Raw genomic sequence first — 21,077 nt, 5'->3', positions numbered from 1 at the left:
CTGCCTTCTATGCCAGCTTATGAACGCAGAATAATTCATCTGGAATTATCAGAAAGAGCAGATATCGCCACTGATAGCATTGGCAAAGAACCGGAAAGAAAAGTGATTATTAGACCGTATTCATAATTTAATAATCAGTAAATCACAAAAGAAGGAATAAAAAAAACAGCTTCAAGTTTATGGAAGACATTGAATTCTTCTATAAATCTTTGAAGTTTTTTTCTTTTTTTAGTTTCTAAATGTCTCTTAGCGACTCTATACTAAGAGTAGTTAATTCAGGATTAATTACTTGTAAAATTAGAAATGAAGTTAATATTATTATTAATCCAAAAATAGCAGAGCTTATTATATCTTTAGCTTCTCCAAGAACAGATGGATTTCCAGCAGAACTAAGCCACATAAAACCTCCTCTTACCAACATTGCAAATGCCGCAAAACCAGAAACACTTATAATAAAGTAATATAACCAAGCAACTATTTCATTAATATCTTGATTCTCATTTAAATCAAACTTGTTATCCTCTGGGCCAAGTGTCGGGTATTTTAAATTTAAGTCTATTACTGCTGAACAAATACTAGGTATCACTAAAAAGGAGATCAAAATAATTGCTAATATAATTTTCTTATCAAATTTCAACATTTTATTTTATATATATATTATACTTAACTTTTAAGTTCAGTGTAAATAGTAATCGTCCAAAGAGGAACAACGTCTCCAATAGCAGGGATTGCTTTAACAGCTAAATTTTTACCATATTTTTTAAAAAACTTACCTAATCCTTTTGATACTTGTTTGCTCATTTTTCCTTTGCCTCGTTGAATGCCACCACCTCGGAATATTGACCAAATAGTAACAATTACAAAGCCAATAGCATAAACAATTTTAGAAAGGATCAAGCCAACACCCAAAGCTATAATAAGAATAGCGCAGATTATACTAAGAAGATCGAGTATTATTCCCACACTCATCATTAAAACTGCTTCTGGACTAAGTAAACTTGTTTTTTCTGCCATAATTATATTCCCTCTTTAATCTCTTTAATCTTAGCTGCTTCTTTAGGACTGGTAGTGATTATTTGGTCTTCAGCATATGATGCAACTGATTTTATAGCAACATGTTTTTGCCCGGCAAAGAATATTCCCTCACCAACTTCTGCTTCCAATAGCAGATACTTCTCTCCTTCAGTTAGATTGAAGGTCTTTTGGACAACATCAATTGTTGCTGGAGATTGCTTCATTATGATTTGTAAAGATGAGTTAGTGATAATTGGCTGTCCATAGGAAGATTTCATAAAATCATTAACATCTTGAGTGATAGTAGTGACTCCTAGCCAGTATTTTCTGCCACGCTTACAAATCCCGTAAAGAAACGATGCTCCATCTTCATTTTGCATTATCCACCAAGCCTCATCAACCAATAGTATTCTTTTCTTCATTTCAGTTTTTATCTTATTCCAAATATATCTCATAACAATGAACAAAGCCATTGGTCTTAGTTCGTCTTCAATATCCCTTATTCCAAAAACAATAAATGGTTTTTCCATTGAGATATTGGTTGGTTGATTGAAAAACTTGGAAAATGTTCCTTTTGTGAATTTTCTAACACGCCTTACTAAAGATTCAGCGCCTTCCATGTTTTTTAAAATTTCCTCAAAATCTTCCATTAAAGGTATTCTTTCATTCCAAGCAGAAGGATCGCTTTCAGGAGTGATATCTTTTGCAGCATAAGTTTCAGTTAGAGCCTGGTCAATGATTGCATCTTCTTCAGACGTTAATCCACCTAACATTATTCTTAAAAGACCTACCAAATTAATTACATTTGAGCGCAACACATCTTCTGGTTTTTCATCCTGTCTTGGTATAGGCAAATCAAATGGATTAATATGATTATCTGAGGCCAGTGAGATATTGAAAAATGAGCCCCCTGTTGCATCAGCTAAGTATTTATACTCATTTTCAGGATCAAGAACCATTACTTCAACTCCAGTCATTAAATATCTTAAAATTTCTGTTTTTACAAAATATGACTTTCCGCTTCCCGATTTACCGAAAATTATCTCATTCGCATTTTCCAGACTGAACCTATCAAACAGAATCAAAGAATTATTATGCCTATTTACGCCATAAAGTATTCCTTCATTAGAGCTTAAATCAAAAGAAACAAAAGGGAAAATTGAAGATAAAGGTCCAGTATTCATTGTCGTGTGAACTTGAAGCTGGTCTAGTCCATAAGGGGCTGAAGTATTAAATCCTGCCATTTGCTGATAAAGAGATGGTTTAATATAGATTAAGCGTGATTCTAGAATTGACCTTAATTTAGTTTCAATATTCCTTAATTGCTGGGCAGTATCTCCATAAACTGTTAAATAAACACCAAATCTAAACATTCTTTCCTGGGCTGTTTGGAGCTTATCTCTTAAGGCTTCTAAATCTTGGTAAGCAATTTCTAATGTTGGGTCTCTGATTAGTCCTTTTTCTTCTCTTTCACTAATTTCAGCTACTACTTCTGTCACTTTTTTTCTTAATTGCTTTAAAACCAAACTAGTGTTAATTGGATGAACATGGATAGCAATATCCATTGGAGTATCCATATTAATAATCGGAGAAAACCAGCCTGTGCTTAAATATCTTGGATAAGAAAAAATGAAAAAAGACCTAGCCATTTTTTTGCCCAGCTTCAAATGATCTGAGGTAGCAGTTAAAGAAGAAGGAGCAATGATATCTTTAATATCTATTGTCGGTGCTTCAAAAAGCTGCTCAGGAATTTCTTGTTTTTTCTTTTTAAAAAATGGGAATTGAATCACGTTAATATGTGGTTACATTGTTAATTCAGGCGGTATGTCTGGATAATACCCGACTTCAGCTTCTTCTGGATGGTATAAACTCCAGAAAAGTTCAATTAATTCAGAAGTGTTTAAGGGAACAGACTGAAGACCGCATCGTCTCAGACCCAAAGCAACAAACTCCAATCTTTGCCAAAGCTGGTTCTTTGCTCTTTGGAATTTTTCTTCTGTTAAAGATGAGGTTTTTTGTTTTTTCTCTTCAGCAGTTAATCTTGGCAGTTCAATTAAGCTAAAAGGTACTATCACAAAAAACTGCTTAGACATTATTGCGCTGCCTCTTATCATCTCTCTAATAAACTTCTGGTATTCAGTAATTTGAATCTTTAAAAGTTCATTTTTTTGTTTAGCTTCTAATTCTTTTAATTTTTCCAAATAACCAGTAATGTTTAGTTTTTTCGATTGAACAACCATTTCAATGGAAAAATCCAAGGAATTTAAGAAATTCTGAAATTGAAAAGTTATGGCATTTTGTTCTTCTTCTGATTTCAATGCAAAATTACTTGAGGAAACCATTAATACCCCCCTTAAAGCTTTATTCCTTAAAATAATTACTCCTTCCTTAATCTTGTCTATTTCTATTACTTGTTGAGTAGCTGCATTTGCCATATTACTTAGTTTTTGTTTCTATTTCAGTTTGAATATTTTTCAACTGGCTTTTCTTAACAATCTTTAAAGACGTTTCTTCTTCTTTTTTCTCTGCCTTTTTTTGTTTCAAGATTGAAATTGTTCCTTGTTTTCTCTTCCACAAATACATTTTAGGCGTAAGCTTGAACCTTAGAAAGCTTCCAATAACACCAGGAAGTGATCTTCCCCCAATTTTTAAAAATGCCAATGCCATGCCTCCTCCAACTAGCACGACAGAAGCTAAAAGAAATAATGGGAAAGAAACACTAAAATATAGAATAAAACAGATTGCTCCTGCAATGCCAATATATGTAAACTGCTTAAAAGTTAAAGGCCCCACTATTTTAGCCTCATGTTCAATAAATTGAGGAACAGTAAATCTCATAATTATTCTACAGGTTCTCTATAAGTATCTTTTTTTCCTGTTTTTACAGACTCTTTCTTTATTGGCCCTGGAATTTCCATCTGAGCTGGTGGAGTGATTTCCATATTATAAATGTCTTCCAAGCTTCTTTTCACAGGAAAGAAAATGAAGCGGTTAATTTCCTGAGCTATTTTTTTTGCTACATTTTTATCTAATTCTAATTTCTGCTCAATGGTTTCTTGAAATTCATCAGGCCTTAATATGCCCAGCAAAACATCGCCAGTTGTGCTGGCAATTTGCGGAACCTGTTCTACTTTATACCTGTCACAAATATCAAGAATGCTTCTGGCTGTTTCTTCAGATAAAAGTTGGGTTTTTAATTCGTCAGAGAGCTTTTGGAATAGCTCCCAGTATTGTTTTTTTGTTAAATTTTTAGGCATAAATTTAGCTATTGACAAATTTATAATATAATGTTATCATTTGGTTAGTAATTCGGCATAAATTTTATGCCGAAGTCTAAAAATGGTGAAAAAAAATGACATCACGAAATACAATTAAAAGAATTAAAACAAAATCAAAGAAAGAAGAAAAATTGTTAAAAAAGACACTCAAGAAGGAGAAAAAAGTGGTAAAGGAATTAGAGAAAACTCTTGACCAAATCTTGAAAACTCAGGATTTAAAAGACGAAGTGACTGAAGTTCAAAGAGAAAGTGATTCTATATTGACACAGTTACCGACTCCTCCAGCTCCAGCTACTCCAGCTCCAGCTACTCCAGCTACCCCCTCAACTCCCTCTCCAACTCCAGCTACTCCAGCTACCCCCTCAACTCCCTCTCCAACTCCAGCTACTCCAGCTACTCCAGCTACTCCAGCTACCCCCTCAACTCCCTCTCCAGCAACTCCAGCAACTTCAGCAGCTCCAACAGCTCTAATACGATTTGCGAGTGTACCAGCTCAGCAGAAAGCTATTGACAGTGGTTTGACGGTTGCCGATATCTCCTTGATTATTGCATCTTCTGCTCGTGGAATTACAGTGTCAGATATTGATGATTACATAGCGATAAGAGCTGCCACTCCCACTCCATAGTGTCTATTCATAGGGATTCAATCCATAGGAAGTAAGGTTTATAACTTTACTCCTTTTTTTTATTTCCAAAGATCTTCTAATTTTGATTCAATTTCTTTTTCTATAGCTTCTTGAGTTTTCTTTACTTTTCTTTCCATATTTTCAAATCTTCTTTCAGTTTCTTTTAGAAGCTTATATATATCGCCTGACGTTGGCCTATTCGCTTGTTTCCAGGCTTTCTTAGCTTTTTTCAAATTTTCTCGATACGGCTTCAATGATTCATCCGTTTTACCAAATCTCTTTTCGGTTTTTCCAATTCTTCTTTTAATTTCAGCTTCCGGAGGAATTGTTTTCTTTTCTTCAGTCACAATTTGTTTAATCAGCCCCTTTTCTTTTTCTGATATGTCTTTTCTATAATAATCTCTAAACATTAATGTTTCTTTGCCTGTGTATTTTATCTTCATTTCCCTTTTTCCTATTGTAGCCTTATTTTCTATTCTTTTCTGTGCCTTGTTAACCACTTCTTTCACTTCCCTTCGTTCTAAGTGTTTACCGGGGAGTTTAAATCCTAAATTCTGTGCGGCATTTCCATGAAGCCAAAGAGTAAGAGGAGGATTTTTCTCAGCGACTTTCTCAACAGTCTCTTTCCCCTCAATTTCTTTTTGTATGCCTTCTACAATGTGTCTGCCAAAATTTTTACCAATTTCAGCCATTTGGTTGCCGTTAAGCGTGTCTACCATGGCTTTCTTTACAGTGTCGTCTGTAAGAGATTTTTCTGACATTAATTTCATATCCGAAGGTTTTATCCCAGCCAGCATTTTCCTTATTGGTTCCTTCTTTATTTCTTCTCCTTTATGAATAAGTTCCTCGCCTTTTTTACGAAGCATTAGCTTTTCTATTGGATTGATAGCTATTTCTGCCTTCTCAATTTCAGCTTTACCTTCATCAATGCTGGTTTGTCCTTTTTGCCATTTTTCTGGTTCTACTACTTGAGCCGCCCTTTTCATATCATAAAGTTGAAGTGATTTTCTGTTTCTATTTCCAGCTTCTTTGACGTATTTCTGATATTCTTTTGTTCCAAAAATACCAGCCTTTTCAGCTTTTTCTAAAGTTCCATCTTCCATCATAGCTTCCATTGTCCCGATTATTTTAGGGGTAGCGCCAGGAAGAGCGCTTTTAGTCAGAGCTGATTGCAATTTAACCATTTGTTTTCCCTCTGCTTTTCCTTTCGTCGTCTTTTTTGCAACTTCTACATCTGCTGTCTCTGATTCTTGTTTTGCTACCACCATTCTTCTTCCAGTTTTCTCTGTGATTGTTCCTGTTTTTCGGCGTAAAGCCCAACCCCATTTTCTAAGCCTTCCTGCTTTTGCTATTTGTCCTGGGGTTTTAACACCAGCCAGCCTTTGTCTTTCTCCCCATGCTTGAATTCCTGCTCCAGCTTTTCCTGCAATCGGTAATGCTGCTCTCTTTCCTGTTATTTTTGCTACCTTTTTTCCAAGCTTACTAGCTCCTCCATATATCCGTTGGGCAATTCCTGGCGCAGATTCAATAGAAATCATTATTCCAACAATTAGTATAAATATTGCGATCATTGGTCCTAAGATAGCTCCAATAATAGCACCAAAAGGACTATCAGGATTATTTAGTTCTAGCACTGCCCTTCCGTCTAAAATGAAAGCAGAAAGATAAAGGAAAAAACCAAGAGGTATGCCTATAACTGCCCACTGGATAAGTGTTTCCCACCATTTATTCCAATGTAATATGCTAGGAAAAAGCGCTTTAACTGTTGGAGATTCTGGTAAGATTTGAGATAAGAAAGCAATTGGCGCTAAAATTACCAGAACCCAAAGTATTATAAATCGAACAAAAAACAAAAGGAAAACTAAAAGATAAACAAAAGTAGCAATGTTGTAAAAGATGATCATTATAATTCCCTTTATGACGATGGGAATTACAACGTTAACAACATCTTTAGGATTAGCAACGCTAAAATCTGGATCTAGCAGGTCTTTCATGTCTTCCATTATATCAATACCGATGTCAATAGGGCCAAAAGCATTACTTACTTCTGTAAAGAAAAAATTAGTGAAAAGATTTGCAATATCAACAATGAATCCAACCATGACCGGTGTGAAATTAATTAAAAGAGCAACCATAAGGAGCTTGGGCAATATTTTTCGTGCTTCATACTCTCTCATTTTAAGAATTGTTGCCAAGCCGATCATAGCTAAGATTAAAATGATAAACATGTTGGCAAAATTCCTAGTAAATTCAAACCCTACGTTAACTGCTTCAAATGTATCGGGCCCTGGGACCACCTTGATTGATAAAGATTCTTGTATTAACCAGCTTAATAGGGAAGCAACAAAGGTAAATATACTTGAAGCTACTAAGCCTAGAATTCCTATGACAAGAACTAGAACAACAAAAACCATCCGGATAGGAAGAGTAAAAATATATATTATTGGACCTAATATGTCATTCTTGAGATCCTTTAAACTATAAAGAGCTTCAGCAGCTTGGAAATTAAAAACACATAAAAATATTCCTAGAATTATTCCTAGAATCAGAATTTTCCTATTATAAGAAAAAACAGAGTTCAAACGTTTTTTAAAATTAGAAAATAATTTAAACAATTGAAGCATATTAATTTAATTATTATATCATAAATTTTTAAAAAGGAAGCGACCACCATATATCTGTAAACCCTACAATATTTACAAGTATGTTTATAATCCACCAAGCTAAAAACATTATTAAATAACCTGTCCCAGCTCTTTGCCAGATTTGTTTTACATTAACGACAGTACCTGGTGCTCCCAATGAAAAATATGAAACAACTGCAGTAAATATTATTAATAAAGCTAGGGCGATTAATCCAATTCTCCATAAAACGAAATCGATAATATTTTTAAAAAGCAAAAAAACATGCTTAATCTCACATGGATCTCTCTCGTTCCATAGGGTATCAGGATCATCCGAAACTCTACCGCAAGGCACAAGACCAAATTGAGCTGGAGGAGTAGGCTGAATAAATGAAAAAGTTAATACAGGAGGATTTGGGTCGCTCGTTTCATCGCATTCCGTATCAAGACAAGATTGAAGATACCAATTATATGTGCCTAAACATTTTAAAGGAATGCGAGCAGAGGGCTTAGTAGTGATCGTATCTTCAACTAGAACTTGACCAGATACACAGTTTATATTATCAGCTTCTTCTAAGCTTTGTTCAATATAATCAATGTGATATTGATAAGCTTTTGCTCCTTCAACTGATTCCCAGGAAATAGTTTTTTGATAAGTAAAAAGACTGCCGTCGTTTTCAGGAGAAGGGCAATCTTCATTCAATCTACCTTCGGGAAAACAAGGCATATCAAGTTCGAAGGTAGTAAAATTAGAACCATTTTTCCAATCTCCGCAATAATTACCCTGGTCGTCAACGCAAGTTTTAACTTTCCACGAATACGTTTCATTTTGAACTAGATTGGGATAATCGACATAAACTTCTGAATTTTCTACAGCAGAAGTAACTACAATTTGACTATTATCAGAAATTTCATATCTATATGAGGGGGCTTTTTCAACATCATCCCAATCAAACTTAACTGGGATGATACTATTGTCAATAGTTAAATTAGTTGGAGGTGTCCCAGCAGTTCTAAAAAACCAAGAATCACTAAAATCTTCATTACAATTAGTTCCGTCTCTGTCATAACAAGATTTAACGTACCATTCATATTCAGTGTCATATTCAAGTGAATCCCAAATACTACTAAACGGCACAGTATAAGATGGAGTTGCGGTTTCTCCAATTACCGTATCCACTCCTTTTTTTATTTCATAAATAAAAGAACGGGCCCACCAGCCTTGTGTTTCAGTTTGCTCCCATTCCAATGAATCATCTAAATTTACTAAAGGAATTTGACTTAGTTCATCTGGATCATATAAGGGACTGACAAGTTTTGGTGGAGTAAGCTCCATATCTTTTGTTTCGAAACTCCATTTTCCGTTATAATCGGCACACTCAGAAACTGTTTGGTCATCGCCGCAACTTTCTCCGCACTTAGTAAGATCGCTATTAGCACAGGAAGCAAATTCCCACTCATAGCTCGTATCTCCAGTAAAAACTTCATACCATTCTGGTATAGTAATTTTAGAGTCAGTAGTTATTTCTTCTTCAAAGCTAATTTCTCCAGCATCATAAATTCTGACATAATAAGAATTTGCGCTTGCATCACTACACCAGTTAAGAGTAATGTCTTCTGAAGGATCAACATTGATTTCATTATCATCAGGGGAAACGGGATTAGTGCAATCATCAGCTTGAACTAAAAACGGAAAAAGAATTAAAAAAGATAAAATAAAAATAATTTTTAAAAATTTACTCATTATTGAATTTTAGAACTTTTTGTTAATCTTTTCCACTTATCAACACTTAAAGTTTCTGCTCTTTGACTTGGTTTAACATTATTTTCCAAAAGCCAGCCCTTAATTTTTTCTTTTTTAAGACCTAATTTTTTTGAAAAATTATTTACTAATTGTTTTCTTGGCTGAGAGAATCCAGCTTTAATGATTTTAAAGAATTTTTTAACAAATTCATCTGAAACCTTAATTTTTTTAGGAACAATCTTAATAATTGCAGAATCTACTTTAGGTTGTGGCCAGAATGATTTTTTTGAGATGTAAGAAATTATTTTTGGATTAGCATAAAACTGAACTGAAACTGCTAAAATACTCATTTTGCCAGGCTTAGCACATATTCTTTGAGCAACTTCTTTTTGGATCATTAAGACTATTAATTTTGGAGGTTTGTGAAATTCTAAGAATTTCCTAATAACAGGAGAAGTAATGTAATAAGGCAAATTAGCTACCAACTTATAAGGTGGCTTGATATAAGGGCTAATGTCTAGTTTTAAAATATCATGATTAATTATTTGAACATTCTCAATATTTTCATCTTTTAAAACCTGAACAAGGATTTCACACATTTTTTTGTCCTTTTCTATTGCAATCACTTTTTTAGCTTTTCTTGCTAATTTCAAAGTCAGATTTCCAATACCAGGTCCGATCTCAAGAACCACATCTTTACTAGATAAATCAGCAGTTTTTAGTATTTTTTCAAAAACTTTTTCATTAATTAAAAAATTCTGGCCCAGTTTTTTCAAAGGCCTTATCCCATAGCTTTTCAACAGATTTTTCACATTTTTTACACTCATAATCCACTTAATTTTACCACAAAATACCATAATTTGAATGTAATTGCTTGGCTTGACAACCTCTCCCAATAGTAGAAAATATATATAATAAGGTAAAAGTATGACTGATAAGCTGTCAGATAAGATTTTTAAGTGTTTAAAACAAGGTTTAAAAGAGTCCTCAAAGCCGCTTGTGGTGGCGGTTGTTTTGATTCTCTTGGTTTTTTTAAATGCTTCAAAAAAAAGCAAAGATATTGTATTTCTACCAACTGATATACCTGAAATTGCCAGCGTGAGAGATATTTTTGTAAGTGCAATGCAAAAGCCAAAAGCAGAGCTGCCAGAGTTTGTTACTATTGACGACAATAGTTTCAAAGCAGCTATTCCTCCTTACGTTTTAACCCCACAGGTTTTAGGCGCCTTGATAGGCGGTTTAGATATTGAAGATGTCCAAAGAAGAGAAATTATTGAATATACTGTTGGAGACGGAGATACTCTCTGGCAAATTGCTAGAGCATTTGATGTTTCTTTGGAAACTCTGATGTGGGCTAACGAACTAACTCATACTGTTTTAATAAGACCTGGTCAGAAGTTAATAATTCCTCCAGTTACAGGTGTTATTCACCATGTGAAAGTTGGAGAGACTGTAAGTGATATAGCCGCAATTTATAAGGCTAAATCAGAGGAAATAACTTCATATAACCAGCTTTCTGGGGAAGCCGACATATTTGTTGGAGATATTTTGATCATTCCAAATGGAACAATGCCTGTAATAACTCAATATGCCAGAACATGGGTGCCACTTAGTAAAAGCTATTTTATGTGTCCTATATCTGCTCCTTGCAGAATCACTCAAAACCTTCACTGGTATAATGCAATTGATTTTAGCCATGGTAAATGCGGAGAAGCAATTCGTGCTGCAGCAGGAGGACAGGTTTTAAGGGTAAATTTAACTCAATCTACTTCTCGCTGGGCTTTTAGCGGAGCAGGGAATCATATTACGATTCTTCATCCGAATGGAGTTGTAACAATGTACGGTCATATTAGGACAAGCCTGGTTAGTCCAGGAGAGACTGTGTATCAAGGCCAGACAATTGCTTTAATGGGCGGTATGCCAGGAACAGCAGGGGCTGGCATGTCAACTGGTTGTCATGTTCACTTTAGTGTCAGAGGCTCCAGTAATCCATTTAGATAAATGCCTTTTAAAAACATATTCAAGAAGAAAAGCTGCGTTAAGCAGCTTTTTTAAGTGATTTAAGATTTATGATTTTTAAGTTTTTGTTGGCAATCTATGCAGAACTTTGCTTCTGGATTGATTTTCAATCTTTGACTGGAAATCTGTTTTTTGCATTTTTCACAAGTTCCATAAGTGCCTTTTTTTATTCTCTTTAAAGCTTCATCAATATTTTGAAGTCTAAGTTCTAAGTTGTGTTCTATTGGCAAAAGACTGCTGTATTCTTCAACTGCATCAGCTGCAGTTTCTAACGCTGAACTGCCAGAACCACCATCCCATTTAGGAAATCTAGTGTCCCAATCTCCTTTTAAATTCTCGTCTTTATCAGCAAAAGACTTAAGCTGTTTTTCAATTTGAGCTTTTTCTTTTATTAATTTTTCTTGTATTTGTTGGGTAGCTTTTTTATCCATATTTTTATTATTCTAAATTAGTTTTAAGCTGAGAAATTTTTAAGTAAGCATTATTGATAATATCTTGTGAAATTTCCTGGTTTTCTACAGCTTTTAAAAATTCATCCAAAGCTTGATTGACCGGACTTCGCCAGCCAGAAAAAATCAAAATATCATTTCCAGCCAAAATTGGTTTAGTCATTATTTCTTTTAAAGTAAAATTATTAAGCAATGAGCTTTGGCTTAAATCATCAGAAATAATTAAAATGTCAGAACCTAATTCACTTTTTAAAAACTCAATACTTGTTGAAGAAAATGAAAAAGGCAGATTAGGATCAAGATCAGAATAAATTACATTCGAGCTCATTACTATTTCAGGATTTGATTCAAGCGCTGTTTTGAACTGAGATATTTCTGGGAGATTAGTTGTAGCTAATCTATCTTCAGGATTAAAATCAATATTCACATAGCCAGGGAAATGCTTGATAGCAGTTAAAATGCCGGCATCTTTTTGTCCTGTAATAATGGATTTTGCCAGATTGCCTATGGTTTCAACTAGCTTTTGAAACGAACGTTCATAAACAAAGTCATTAGTTTGAGCATCATCCAAAATAGGAGACAGATTAAGGTTTACTCCTAAATTTTTAAGCTCTTCACCTCTTTTAAGTCCAACTGCATAAGCGTAATTCTCGCTTGTGATTTCAGATTGTTTGGTTTTTTCTGTTAAAAAGTCAATTCTTGATATTTGACCCCCTTCTTGATCAACAGCAATGAAAAGAGGCAGACCTGTTTCTTTTTCTGAAAGAGCCTGAAGATCAGCAGTTAAAGCTTTTAATTGTTCTTCATTTTCAATGTTTTCAGACAAAAGTAGCACTCCGCCTGGTTTATATTTTTTAAAAAATTGTTCAAGATCTGAATCAACTGTTTTCCCTTTAAATCCCACAATAAATAACTGGCCAGCCTTATCTTTCAGTTCATTTATAACTGCCTGCTGTTTAAAGGCTTTTATTGTTTCTTCTATGCTTTTGAAAGAAGAACTCAGGGCGAAGTAATTATTATATACAACATAACAGATTCCTAAATCATTCATTGATATTGTTAAAAAGCGGAAAGGAACATTTTCAAAAGCATAATCTCTGAAGTTTGTAGAAATAGTTGGAATTGTTTGTCCTAAAACATTTAACCCATTCGCGATTACTTCATTTTCCCAAGCCAAAAGCGCTGTATTTAAATTCTGCTTACTTTCAATTTCTGAAATCATTACAGCTCTTTTACCATGTTCCTGAGAATAAACTAATAGATTTAAAGAATCAGTTTTTAAGCTTTCTGAAACATCAGAGGGCACTGTAATGCCAAAAGCAGTTGCAATTTCATTAAGTGTTAATAATCGTTTTTCATCTTCATTTTTAATAACGATGCGCACAAACTCATTTTCTGTTAAAGATTGGGTAATGATTTGAGCATAGATTTTACTTAAACTTTCAGAGCTTGTTGCATTAAAAGTTAATGTATCTTTAACAGAAATTAAAGATTTAGAAACTGCAATTTCTGGTTCTTTTTCTGGTTCTTGTTCAACAATTTCCTGTTCTTGCTGAGAGGCCTCTTCATCAGTTACTGGCTGTTGTCTTTGAGAAAAAAACCAATAACCAAATCCAATAATTAAAAATAAAATAATAAAAAAACCCGCTCTGGTTAAAATCTTTTTTAAAGGAGAGGGGGGCGTTGGTGGTTGAGGGATAAGGGTTTCTTCTGGTATTGTTGGTTTTGGTTCTTGGGGTTCAATTTTTTCAAATGCTGGCTTTTGTCTCTCTTGTTGCAATCCTACAATTTTTTGCCTTTCTTGTTTTGCCTCAAACTCTCTTTGGCTTTTAATATCTTTCTGCATTGTTCTAATCTCCCCTCTTTTTAAGTGCTCTAATTTTTCTTCTTTTGGAGCTGGAGGTGCCTCTGGTTTTTCATAAACAGGTTGTGGTATTGGTTTTTCAGGCTCTATCTTAGGTTTTTCAGGTGCAGGCATTACATCTTTTAAGCTTGGTTCTTGTTTTAGAGCTTTTTCTAATTCTTGTTTTGCTTGTTGTTCTGAAACTTGCGGTGTTGGTTTTGGAGTCGGTGCCGGAGTTGGGCTTGGAGTTGGTGCTGGTGCTGGTGTTGGTGCTGGGATTGGAGTTGGTTCTAATATTTTTTCAGGTTGTTTTTGTGAGGGCGGAGTTTGAACTATTGGCGCAGGAGTAGGTTTTTGTTCTTGTTGAGAAAAAGAGCTTCGTTCTTCATTAATAGAAGATTTTCTTAATCTTTCCTGAGCCTCTTCTAAAGGAGCTCTGACTTTAGCTTTTAAAAATTTTAATTCTTTTTTATTATCTTCGTTTTTTTGCTCTTGCATGTTTTTCATCATTAAGAGAGAGGTTTATCCTTCCTTCCTCGTCAATAGAAATTATTTTAACTTCTACCATATCTCCTATTTTAACAATGTCTGTAACTTTTTGCACCCTGTATGGAGCTAATTTAGAAATATGAATCAAACCATCTTGTCCGGGAAGGATTTCAACAAAAGCGCCAAAATCAAGTATTCGTATTACTTTGCCCTGGAATATCTCTCCAACTTTAACTTCTTTGGTAATGTTTTTTATCCATGAAACAGCTTTTTCGGCAGCTTCTTCTTTTTCTGCAGTAATGAAAACCTTTCCTGTTTCTTCAATGTCAATTGAAACATTGCATTCTTCAATTATTTCATTTATTATTTTTCCTCCTGGGCCGATAACCTTGCCAATTTTTTCTGGATTAATCTGAATAACTAATATCCTTGGAGCATGAGGTGATAGCTTTGGCCTTGCTTTTTCTATAGTTTTTCCCATTTCATTTAAAATCTCAAGCCTTGATTTTTTAGCTTTTTCTATAGATTCTTTAAATATTTTTTCTGTAATCCCACCCACTTTAATATCCATCTGAATTGCTGTTGCTCCTTTTTTAGTACCAGCTAATTTAAAATCCATATCACCATTATGATCTTCAGACCCCAGAATGTCAGTTAAAAGCTTGTAATTAGTTTTGCTGGATGGGAACTTTACTCCAGGCTCAACAATTAAACCAATAGAGATTCCAGCCACAGGCGCTTTTATCGGCACCCCAGCATCCATTAGTGCCAAAGAAGAACTGCATACTGAAGCCATGCTAGTTGAACCATTAGAAGAAAGTATTTCAGAAACAATTCTTATTGTATAAGGAAATTCATCAGAAGAGGGAATTAAAGGAGCTAAAGATTTTTCAGCTAAAATACCATGACCAATTTCTCTTCTGCCTGGCCCTCTGATTGGCCTTGCTTCTCCTACAGAATAAGGAGGAAAATTATAATGATGCATGAAACGTTTTTTTCCTACAACTTCCATGCCTTCAAGGAATTGAACATCGCCAGGAGCGCCCAGCGTAAGAATTGATAAAGATTTTGTCTGTCCCCTTAGAAAAAGCCCAGAGCCATGGCTTCTTGGTATAAGTCCTACTTTAGAATCAAGTTTTCGTATTTCGCTTAACTTTCTTCCATCAATTCTTTTTTCTTTTTCCAAAATACTAGCTCTGACGATTTTTTTTACTTGTTCATCAAAAATCTCAACAGCAAGATTGATTTTCTCTGGATAATTATCTTTTGCAAAAACAATTACCCGTCCCTTTAACTGACCAACTTCGCTTTTCCTTAATTTCTTATCTTTTTGAAAAAGCGCTTTTTCAAGCTTGCCTTCTAAAATCTTACTGACTTCATTTTCAAGCTCAATTTCTTTCACAGGGCTTGCTATAATAATTTTTTCTTTCCCTTTCTCCCGTATAATTTTATTCTCAAAATCAATTATTTTTTTAAGATAAGGTTCTGCAAACTTGTAAGCATCTAAAATTAAAGAGTCATCTATTTCATTAAAGTTTCCGTCTATCATGTTCACTAAAATTTCTTTTTCTGATTCTACTGCAGAAAAAACAACACTCATGTTGCTTTTCTCTGTTTGTTCATAGGTTGGATTTAAAATAAATTTATCTTCAACTCTTCCTACTCTAACTGCTGCCAAAGGTCCCTGCCATGGTATGTCAGATATTGAAAGAGCTAAAGATGATGCTAAGAGTCCTAAAGTGTCAGGATCATTTTCTCCGTCCCAGGAAAGAATAGTTGTTATAACCTGGATGTCTCTTTTTAGTGTTTGATCGAACAATGGCCTGATAGCCCTGTCAATTAACCTTGAATTACATATTGCTTCGTCTGTTGGCCTGCCCTCTCTTTTAACGTATCTTGGACCTTTAATCTTTCCAGCTGCATAGAATTTTTCCTCATAATTAACACTAAGAGGGAAATAATCAAGACGAGTTTCTCTTTCTGACATTACTGCAGTTGCTAAAATCATTGTTTCTCCATATTGAACAAAAACAGAACCATTACTTTGTTCTGCTAGGTTCGAAATTTCAACTATTAAATCTCTTTTAGCAATTTCTAATTTTAATTTTTCAGCCACAAAATTATTATTAACTGTTACTTTTTCAAAAGATATTTTCCTGAGTTTTTATCCATATCAATAAATTCATCAGCTCCTTTTTTAAGCATTAAAGAAGCTGATCTTCCAAAGGCAATAACTTCAACTCTTTTTCCTCTGTGTTTTAAATATTCAATTAACTGCAGAAAATCACCATCTCCTGATGCTAGAACGATAGTGTCAACATTAGATGATATCCTAATTGCATCAACAGCAATTCCAACATCCCAATCTGCTTTTTTCAGCCCCCCATAAAATTCTTGCAGTTCGCGCACTTTAGTTTCAATTCCAAGTTTAGTCAAAGCTTCAAAAAAAGGCTTTTCTTCACCAGTTTTTGTGCTAACCACATAAGCAAAAGCTCTTATTAAGCTTCTTTTGCTTACTGCTTTTTTTAAAATTTCACTAAAATTAACTCGTGCACTGTAAAGATTTTTTGCAGAGTGATAAAGATTTTGGACATCAATTAAGAGCGCAACTCTTTGGTTGGCATGCTTCATTGTCATAATTATCTTTTAAGTCCCACTTTTTTAATAATGGTATTATACCTTCTTGTGCTTTCACTCTTAAGGAATTTTAAAAGATTTCTTCTTTTTGAAACCATTTTGAGTAAACCTTTCTTTGAATGAAGGTCTTTCGGGTGTTTTTTTAAATGACTTAAAAGCTCTTTTATCTGTTCACTAAGCAATGCAATCTGCACTTCTGGTGATCCAGTATCTTGTTCGTGCTTTTTGTGATCTTTAATGATTTTTTCTTTTTTCTTTGTTTTTAACATGATGTTTAATATTTTTACCTTGATTTTTAGTGTCCCCGGAGGGAATCGAACCCCCATATCCAGCTTAGAAGGCAGGTGTTCTATCCGTTGAACTACGGGGACTTGTATGCGAATAAGGATATCATCATTTTATCTTAAAATCAGAAAAAATCAAATCCCAGGCCCTACCTTTATTATCTGACAAAAAGATTTGGATATTGTTTAGTATCAGTTTTTTCAAACTTTTGTTCAGTGTTTTGCCATATTTCAAGCACTTGCTGATATAGGTCTGACTTGAATTGAAGACCAACCTTGCTAGTTTCTGGTATTGTTTCTTCTGGCTCAACTCTATATCTGTAGAAAATAAGCATGCCAAAGATCATTGAAAGTATAAAGAGGCCCAAAAAACTTAAAAAAGCTTTTTCTGCTAGTTTTTTAGGCAGTTTTTTAATAATAGCTTTCAATTCTTCAAATCTAATTATTTTTAATTTCTTCATAATCCTAATGTTTTATTTGCAAAGACTTTAACAGAAAAATCCCCTCGGGCATCACCAATAGAATATCCGCTTAGGCTTTCTGCTCTTAGATTTTCTTTTGTTAAGCGAACAATGTTTAAACTTTTAATCTGAGTTAGATAAGGGCCTGTTTCTAATTTTTCAATAAATTCTAAGAAGTTTCTAAAACTAGAAACGGTTTTAATCTGAAAAACCATTGAAAACCAAGGGTCATTTAAAGATTTGGCTAAAGGGGAAGGGGCCATTTTAATAGAAACATAAGTGTTTTTTGAAATTTCCTCTAAGAAGCCGATAAAATCTACTGGCGCTTCTGATGTGGCAAACAGATTTTCACCTTTTTCCAAATTACCCTTTATCTCTTTATAATTTCTTTTAAATTCATCAATGTTTTCAAGTTTATTATCTAAATATAGGACATCTTGTTTTTTAAATGACAGCTCTACTGCATTGTCATTAATGCTTTTGAAAAGAGGATAAATAGAAAAAACTATTATTAGAATGCTTATGCCAAGAAAAATAATAAGTGATAATTTTGCTTTATTTTCTAATGTCATTTTATTTCATTGTTAAATCTAAAAGTAACATTAAACTCCACGTTTTCTGGCTCTATCCAGCTTTCAGGAGAAAAATAAATTTCAGAAAACCTTTTCTCCTTTTTAAGGTTTACTTGAAAAGTTAATAAAGTTTCTCTGTCAGGAGAAAACCCTCTAAGTGCGATGCGCGGTTTTTCTTTTCCTTTAATTGCAGGAATAACGAAATCAAAACTAGTTAAATATACTCCAGAAGGAAGAGTATTGTTAATAATCTCTAAAATTTGAGCCGCGCTTACTTTTTCATCATAAAAAGAAACTAAATTAGATAGGAAGAGATTTGCTTCTTTCATTTCTTTTTCTAATTCTTGGCTCAAAGAAAGCGTTTTTTCTTTTTCCTGAATTAATATTTTTTGAGCTTCCAGATCCCACAGCGTATAGTTCTTAATTAAAAAAAGGATTAGAGACAAACAAATTAAAAAAGCTAAAAAAAGAGTACCTAGAATAAGCGTTAATCTGAAACGTTCTTCTTGCAAAAGCGATCGTTTTTGTTTTAAGGGGAGTAGATTAATCATTTAAATTTCGTTATTTTCTTTCATTGCTCTTAGGCTAAGACCTAAAGCCGTTGTATATGCTAAAGATTGCTCTTTTTCAAATTGGATCTGTTTTTTCCCTGAAATATTTATCCAAGGATTTCCAATTTCAACAGGTATTTTCAATTCCATTGATAAAAGCTCATCAAGACCTTTTAAATTGGAGCCTCCTCCGCATAGGAAAATCTTTGAAACCTCTTTATTCTCAGGATTTAAATGTTCATGACTGGCATGAGTTCGGTAATATTCCAAACGCTTTTTTATTTGTTGGGTTAAATCAACTAAAACTGGAATTAAAGCTTCAAATATTTTTTTTTGTTCCTTGCCCTTTGCCTTTCCTTTATTATCTATATTAGTTTTTCCGGTTAATCCATGTTTTATTTTCAAAGCCTCGGCTTTATTTATTGTTATTTTCAAAGCTTTTGAAATAATTTCAGTAAAATGAGTTGAAGAAACTGAAATTGAAGAAGTGAATCTTAAAGCACGACCAGAAAATATTATGAAGCTTGTTTTTGTTGCCCCGAAATCAATTAAAAGCACAGGAGATTCTGCTTTTTGATTTTCTATTATGGCTCTGGCAATAGCTAATGATTCGATCTCTAAAGCAACTGGTTCTAATCCTGCCAGTTTTAAAGACGAAACATAAGGATCAACAGTCAGCTTAGGAAGAGCAGCAATTAAAATATCATAATGGTCTAAATTATCTGTTAAAGAAGGCACAATCTGAAAATCTAAATAAACTTGATCTAGAGGGGTTGGAATATAATTTTCAGCTTCATAAATAACAGCTGATTTCAGATTTTCTTCTGGCACTTTTGGCATCTGGATTACTTGAAGATATGCTTTTTCCTCTGGCAAAGAAGTAATTACATATTTTGTGTTTATTTTCTCTCCTTTCACTTGTCTGATGCCTGTTTCAATTATTCTTGCCAGTTTATTCGTATCTTTTATTTCTCCGTTTTTAATAACATCTGGTTCTATTTTTGTTTCTCCAAAACAAGCAAGTTCTAATCCCTGCTTATTTTTTTTAAGTTGAATAATCTTCAAGGATAAATCAGAAATGTCTAACCCAAATATTTCTCTTTTTATATTAAAATATTCCAGCATTATTTTTTTATCTTTTTATCTTACTATTTTACATTTTTAATTCAAAGAATTAAAGGATTTTATTCAGAGCAAGGTTGTTATTCTACCTCTTTCCAGCTGACTACCTCTTTGGAACCAGCTGGCCCTGAAGAAAAGTCTGCACTTGTCAAGCCTGCTTCGTAGGCAATTACAGCATTATTATCAAGATAAATTTTATAGCCTGTAACTTCTTTGGCCTGAACGTTGTTTCTTAAAACTATTAAACCTCGGGTTGTATAGAAAATAGCTGCATCAGCATTATTGTCAACATCAATAGCAGGATTAGTTTTGTTTTCTGTTTCAGGATCAGTTGATAGAATCAGCAAATAACTGCCTGATTGTCCGCTTCCTAAAAGAATTACCCCGGGCTTTATTTTCACTTTACCATCAGTCAGCAAGATTCCGCTTAAAGAGCCATAAGAGGTTGTATCGAGCTGGATTGTAGCTCCATTGTCAATTCTTATGCCACCAACTGCCCAAATAGATCCTGTCATGTTTAAAACAGCATTATTATTAACAATAAGCTGACCAGTAATTTTTTTTGGTCCAAAGTCCTGAATATCCCTACCATCAATAATATAATCACCCTCAATTATTCCTCCTGCTTCTGCGTCTTGCTTCCATTCATTGATTTTAGATTCAGGGATTGGAAGGCTTTTTGGCTGTATTTCTTCAGATTGTTCAGTGATAGAACCACTAACATCACAGTTATCAATCGTCCCTCCTGTAACATAAGTTAAATCTCCTTGAATTTTACAATCTTTACAGCTGTAAGCTTTAGCATTCTGGCCAATATTTAATCCTTCAATCCTATTACCATTATGAGCAACAATAATTGTGTCTTCAATTGTGCCTCCGCCAACAACATTGCCATTAGAATAAATATTACCTAAAACTTGAGAACCATTTCCCATTTCCATTCCTCCTTCTCCGACCTGTGCTCCATAATAAAAAGCCACTTCATGACTTGATGTTTGATAAACTACTTCAAGTTTTCTGATTTTTTCTAATAAATTACCCTCAGCAATTATTGTTCTTGAACCGCCAATCTCATCAGAAATAGTGTTGCTGACAGAAGCTGTGCCAACGTTAAAGCTATAAGAACTGGGCAGGTTCATTCCGTTCTCTAATCTTAACACCATATCTTCCAGCCCAGATTCAGCAGCATAATATGATTGAGTTGATTTAATCATATCCCTGAATAAAATCTGTTCATTGTAAGTTAAGGCAGCAATACTTGTTGCTGCAGTAATTATTATTGCCAAAACTAAAACAGCGGCATAAATAAGAGCGAATCCTTTTTCTCCTTTATTTTTTGCTATGTGTTTTATATGTGTCATATA

22 protein-coding genes, 1 tRNA gene and 1 pseudogene are annotated in these 21,077 nt (G+C 33.9%); 3 read left to right on the top strand and 21 right to left on the bottom strand.

Annotated elements, in window-relative coordinates:
- The first annotated feature begins 9 nt into the window (after positions 1-9).
- On the top strand, positions 10-126 hold the full coding sequence (locus KJI70_02885; protein MCP6718457.1) for a hypothetical protein: 117 nt from the start codon (positions 10-12) through the stop codon (positions 124-126).
- A 109-nt stretch (positions 127-235) separates the two neighbouring features.
- Here the strand turns inward: KJI70_02885 and KJI70_02880 are convergent, their stop codons facing one another.
- Genes KJI70_02880 through KJI70_02855 form a run of 6 tightly spaced genes read right to left on the bottom strand, consistent with a single transcriptional unit; the run spans position 236 to position 4,271 of the window.
- On the bottom strand, positions 236-640 hold the full coding sequence (locus tag KJI70_02880) for a pilin (GenBank protein ID MCP6718456.1): 405 nt from the start codon (positions 638-640) through the stop codon (positions 236-238).
- 23 nt (positions 641-663) lie between these two features.
- Entirely contained in the window at positions 664-1,014 is a 351-nt protein-coding gene (locus KJI70_02875) for a hypothetical protein (GenBank protein ID MCP6718455.1), read from the bottom strand.
- Positions 1,015-1,016: 2 nt separating this feature from the next.
- Positions 1,017-2,804 carry an ATP-binding protein gene (locus KJI70_02870; protein MCP6718454.1) on the bottom strand — a complete coding sequence of 596 codons (1,788 nt, stop codon included), beginning with the start codon at positions 2,802-2,804 and terminating at the stop codon, positions 1,017-1,019.
- A 12-nt stretch (positions 2,805-2,816) separates the two neighbouring features.
- Entirely contained in the window at positions 2,817-3,449 is a 633-nt protein-coding gene (locus KJI70_02865) for a hypothetical protein (GenBank protein ID MCP6718453.1), read from the bottom strand.
- Between the two features lies 1 nt (position 3,450).
- Positions 3,451-3,852 (bottom strand): PrgI family protein, encoded by a 402-nt coding sequence (locus KJI70_02860; protein ID MCP6718452.1) that lies wholly within the window; start codon positions 3,850-3,852, stop codon positions 3,451-3,453.
- Positions 3,853-3,854: 2 nt separating this feature from the next.
- Entirely contained in the window at positions 3,855-4,271 is a 417-nt protein-coding gene (locus KJI70_02855; protein MCP6718451.1) for a hypothetical protein, read from the bottom strand.
- A gap of 95 nt (positions 4,272-4,366) precedes the next feature.
- Here KJI70_02855 and KJI70_02850 point away from each other — a divergent pair, with 95 nt between their 5' ends.
- On the top strand, positions 4,367-4,918 hold the full coding sequence (locus tag KJI70_02850) for a hypothetical protein (protein ID MCP6718450.1): 552 nt from the start codon (positions 4,367-4,369) through the stop codon (positions 4,916-4,918).
- 59 nt (positions 4,919-4,977) lie between these two features.
- Here the strand turns inward: KJI70_02850 and KJI70_02845 are convergent, their stop codons facing one another.
- From KJI70_02845 to rsmA, 3 genes are read right to left on the bottom strand one after another with little or no spacing between them, the layout of a single operon-like run.
- A complete protein-coding gene (locus KJI70_02845) occupies positions 4,978-7,542 on the bottom strand; it encodes a hypothetical protein (protein MCP6718449.1) in 2,565 nt (854 codons plus the stop codon).
- A gap of 28 nt (positions 7,543-7,570) precedes the next feature.
- A complete protein-coding gene (locus KJI70_02840) occupies positions 7,571-9,286 on the bottom strand; it encodes a pilin (protein MCP6718448.1) in 1,716 nt (571 codons plus the stop codon).
- Positions 9,286-10,113, bottom strand: coding sequence for a 16S rRNA (adenine(1518)-N(6)/adenine(1519)-N(6))-dimethyltransferase RsmA (gene rsmA, locus KJI70_02835; protein MCP6718447.1), 828 nt, complete (start codon positions 10,111-10,113; stop codon positions 9,286-9,288). The genes KJI70_02840 and rsmA overlap by 1 nt, the downstream gene beginning before the upstream one ends.
- Positions 10,114-10,213: 100 nt before the next feature.
- Here rsmA and KJI70_02830 point away from each other — a divergent pair, with 100 nt between their 5' ends.
- Positions 10,214-11,287 (top strand): M23 family metallopeptidase, encoded by a 1,074-nt coding sequence (locus KJI70_02830; protein MCP6718446.1) that lies wholly within the window; start codon positions 10,214-10,216, stop codon positions 11,285-11,287.
- Positions 11,288-11,346: 59 nt separating this feature from the next.
- Here KJI70_02830 and KJI70_02825 read toward each other — a convergent pair whose 3' ends face one another.
- The 12 genes and pseudogenes from KJI70_02825 to KJI70_02770 all read right to left on the bottom strand — a co-directional run bounded on the left by KJI70_02825 (position 11,347) and on the right by KJI70_02770 (position 21,074).
- The gene (locus KJI70_02825; GenBank protein ID MCP6718445.1) at positions 11,347-11,736 is read right to left on the bottom strand and encodes a TraR/DksA C4-type zinc finger protein; all 390 of its coding nucleotides are present in this window, start codon (positions 11,734-11,736) and stop codon (positions 11,347-11,349) included.
- A 7-nt stretch (positions 11,737-11,743) separates the two neighbouring features.
- A complete protein-coding gene (locus tag KJI70_02820) occupies positions 11,744-12,805 on the bottom strand; it encodes a hypothetical protein (GenBank protein MCP6718444.1) in 1,062 nt (353 codons plus the stop codon).
- Between the two features lie 999 nt (positions 12,806-13,804).
- A pseudogene (locus KJI70_02815) lies at positions 13,805-13,885 on the bottom strand (energy transducer TonB).
- Positions 13,886-14,069: 184 nt separating this feature from the next.
- Positions 14,070-16,202: a polyribonucleotide nucleotidyltransferase gene (locus tag KJI70_02810; GenBank protein MCP6718443.1), complete on the bottom strand. Its 2,133-nt coding sequence runs from the start codon at positions 16,200-16,202 to the stop codon at positions 14,070-14,072.
- Between the two features lie 17 nt (positions 16,203-16,219).
- A complete protein-coding gene (locus KJI70_02805) occupies positions 16,220-16,723 on the bottom strand; it encodes an NYN domain-containing protein (protein ID MCP6718442.1) in 504 nt (167 codons plus the stop codon).
- A gap of 2 nt (positions 16,724-16,725) precedes the next feature.
- Positions 16,726-16,995, bottom strand: coding sequence for a 30S ribosomal protein S15 (gene rpsO, locus KJI70_02800; GenBank protein MCP6718441.1), 270 nt, complete (start codon positions 16,993-16,995; stop codon positions 16,726-16,728).
- Between the two features lie 27 nt (positions 16,996-17,022).
- Positions 17,023-17,094 (bottom strand) — tRNA-Arg (locus KJI70_02795).
- A gap of 71 nt (positions 17,095-17,165) precedes the next feature.
- Entirely contained in the window at positions 17,166-17,468 is a 303-nt protein-coding gene (locus KJI70_02790; GenBank protein ID MCP6718440.1) for a hypothetical protein, read from the bottom strand.
- Positions 17,465-18,040: a hypothetical protein gene (locus tag KJI70_02785; GenBank protein ID MCP6718439.1), complete on the bottom strand. Its 576-nt coding sequence runs from the start codon at positions 18,038-18,040 to the stop codon at positions 17,465-17,467. Before KJI70_02785 ends, KJI70_02790 begins: the two co-directional genes overlap by 4 nt.
- Positions 18,037-18,591 (bottom strand): hypothetical protein, encoded by a 555-nt coding sequence (locus KJI70_02780; GenBank protein ID MCP6718438.1) that lies wholly within the window; start codon positions 18,589-18,591, stop codon positions 18,037-18,039. The genes KJI70_02785 and KJI70_02780 overlap by 4 nt, the downstream gene beginning before the upstream one ends.
- A complete protein-coding gene (gene pilM / locus KJI70_02775; protein MCP6718437.1) occupies positions 18,592-19,716 on the bottom strand; it encodes a type IV pilus assembly protein PilM in 1,125 nt (374 codons plus the stop codon).
- Between the two features lie 77 nt (positions 19,717-19,793).
- Positions 19,794-21,074, bottom strand: a complete 1,281-nt coding sequence (locus KJI70_02770; protein MCP6718436.1) for a hypothetical protein — start codon at positions 21,072-21,074, stop codon at positions 19,794-19,796.
- Positions 21,075-21,077 lie beyond the last annotated feature (3 nt).

It is taken from the genome of Patescibacteria group bacterium (assembly GCA_024238995.1).
Taxonomy (GTDB): Bacteria; Patescibacteriota; Minisyncoccia; order Minisyncoccales; family JANBVM01; genus JANBVL01.
Note: the sequence above shows the minus strand (reverse complement) of the source record. Positions and strands in the feature narration are given on the sequence as shown.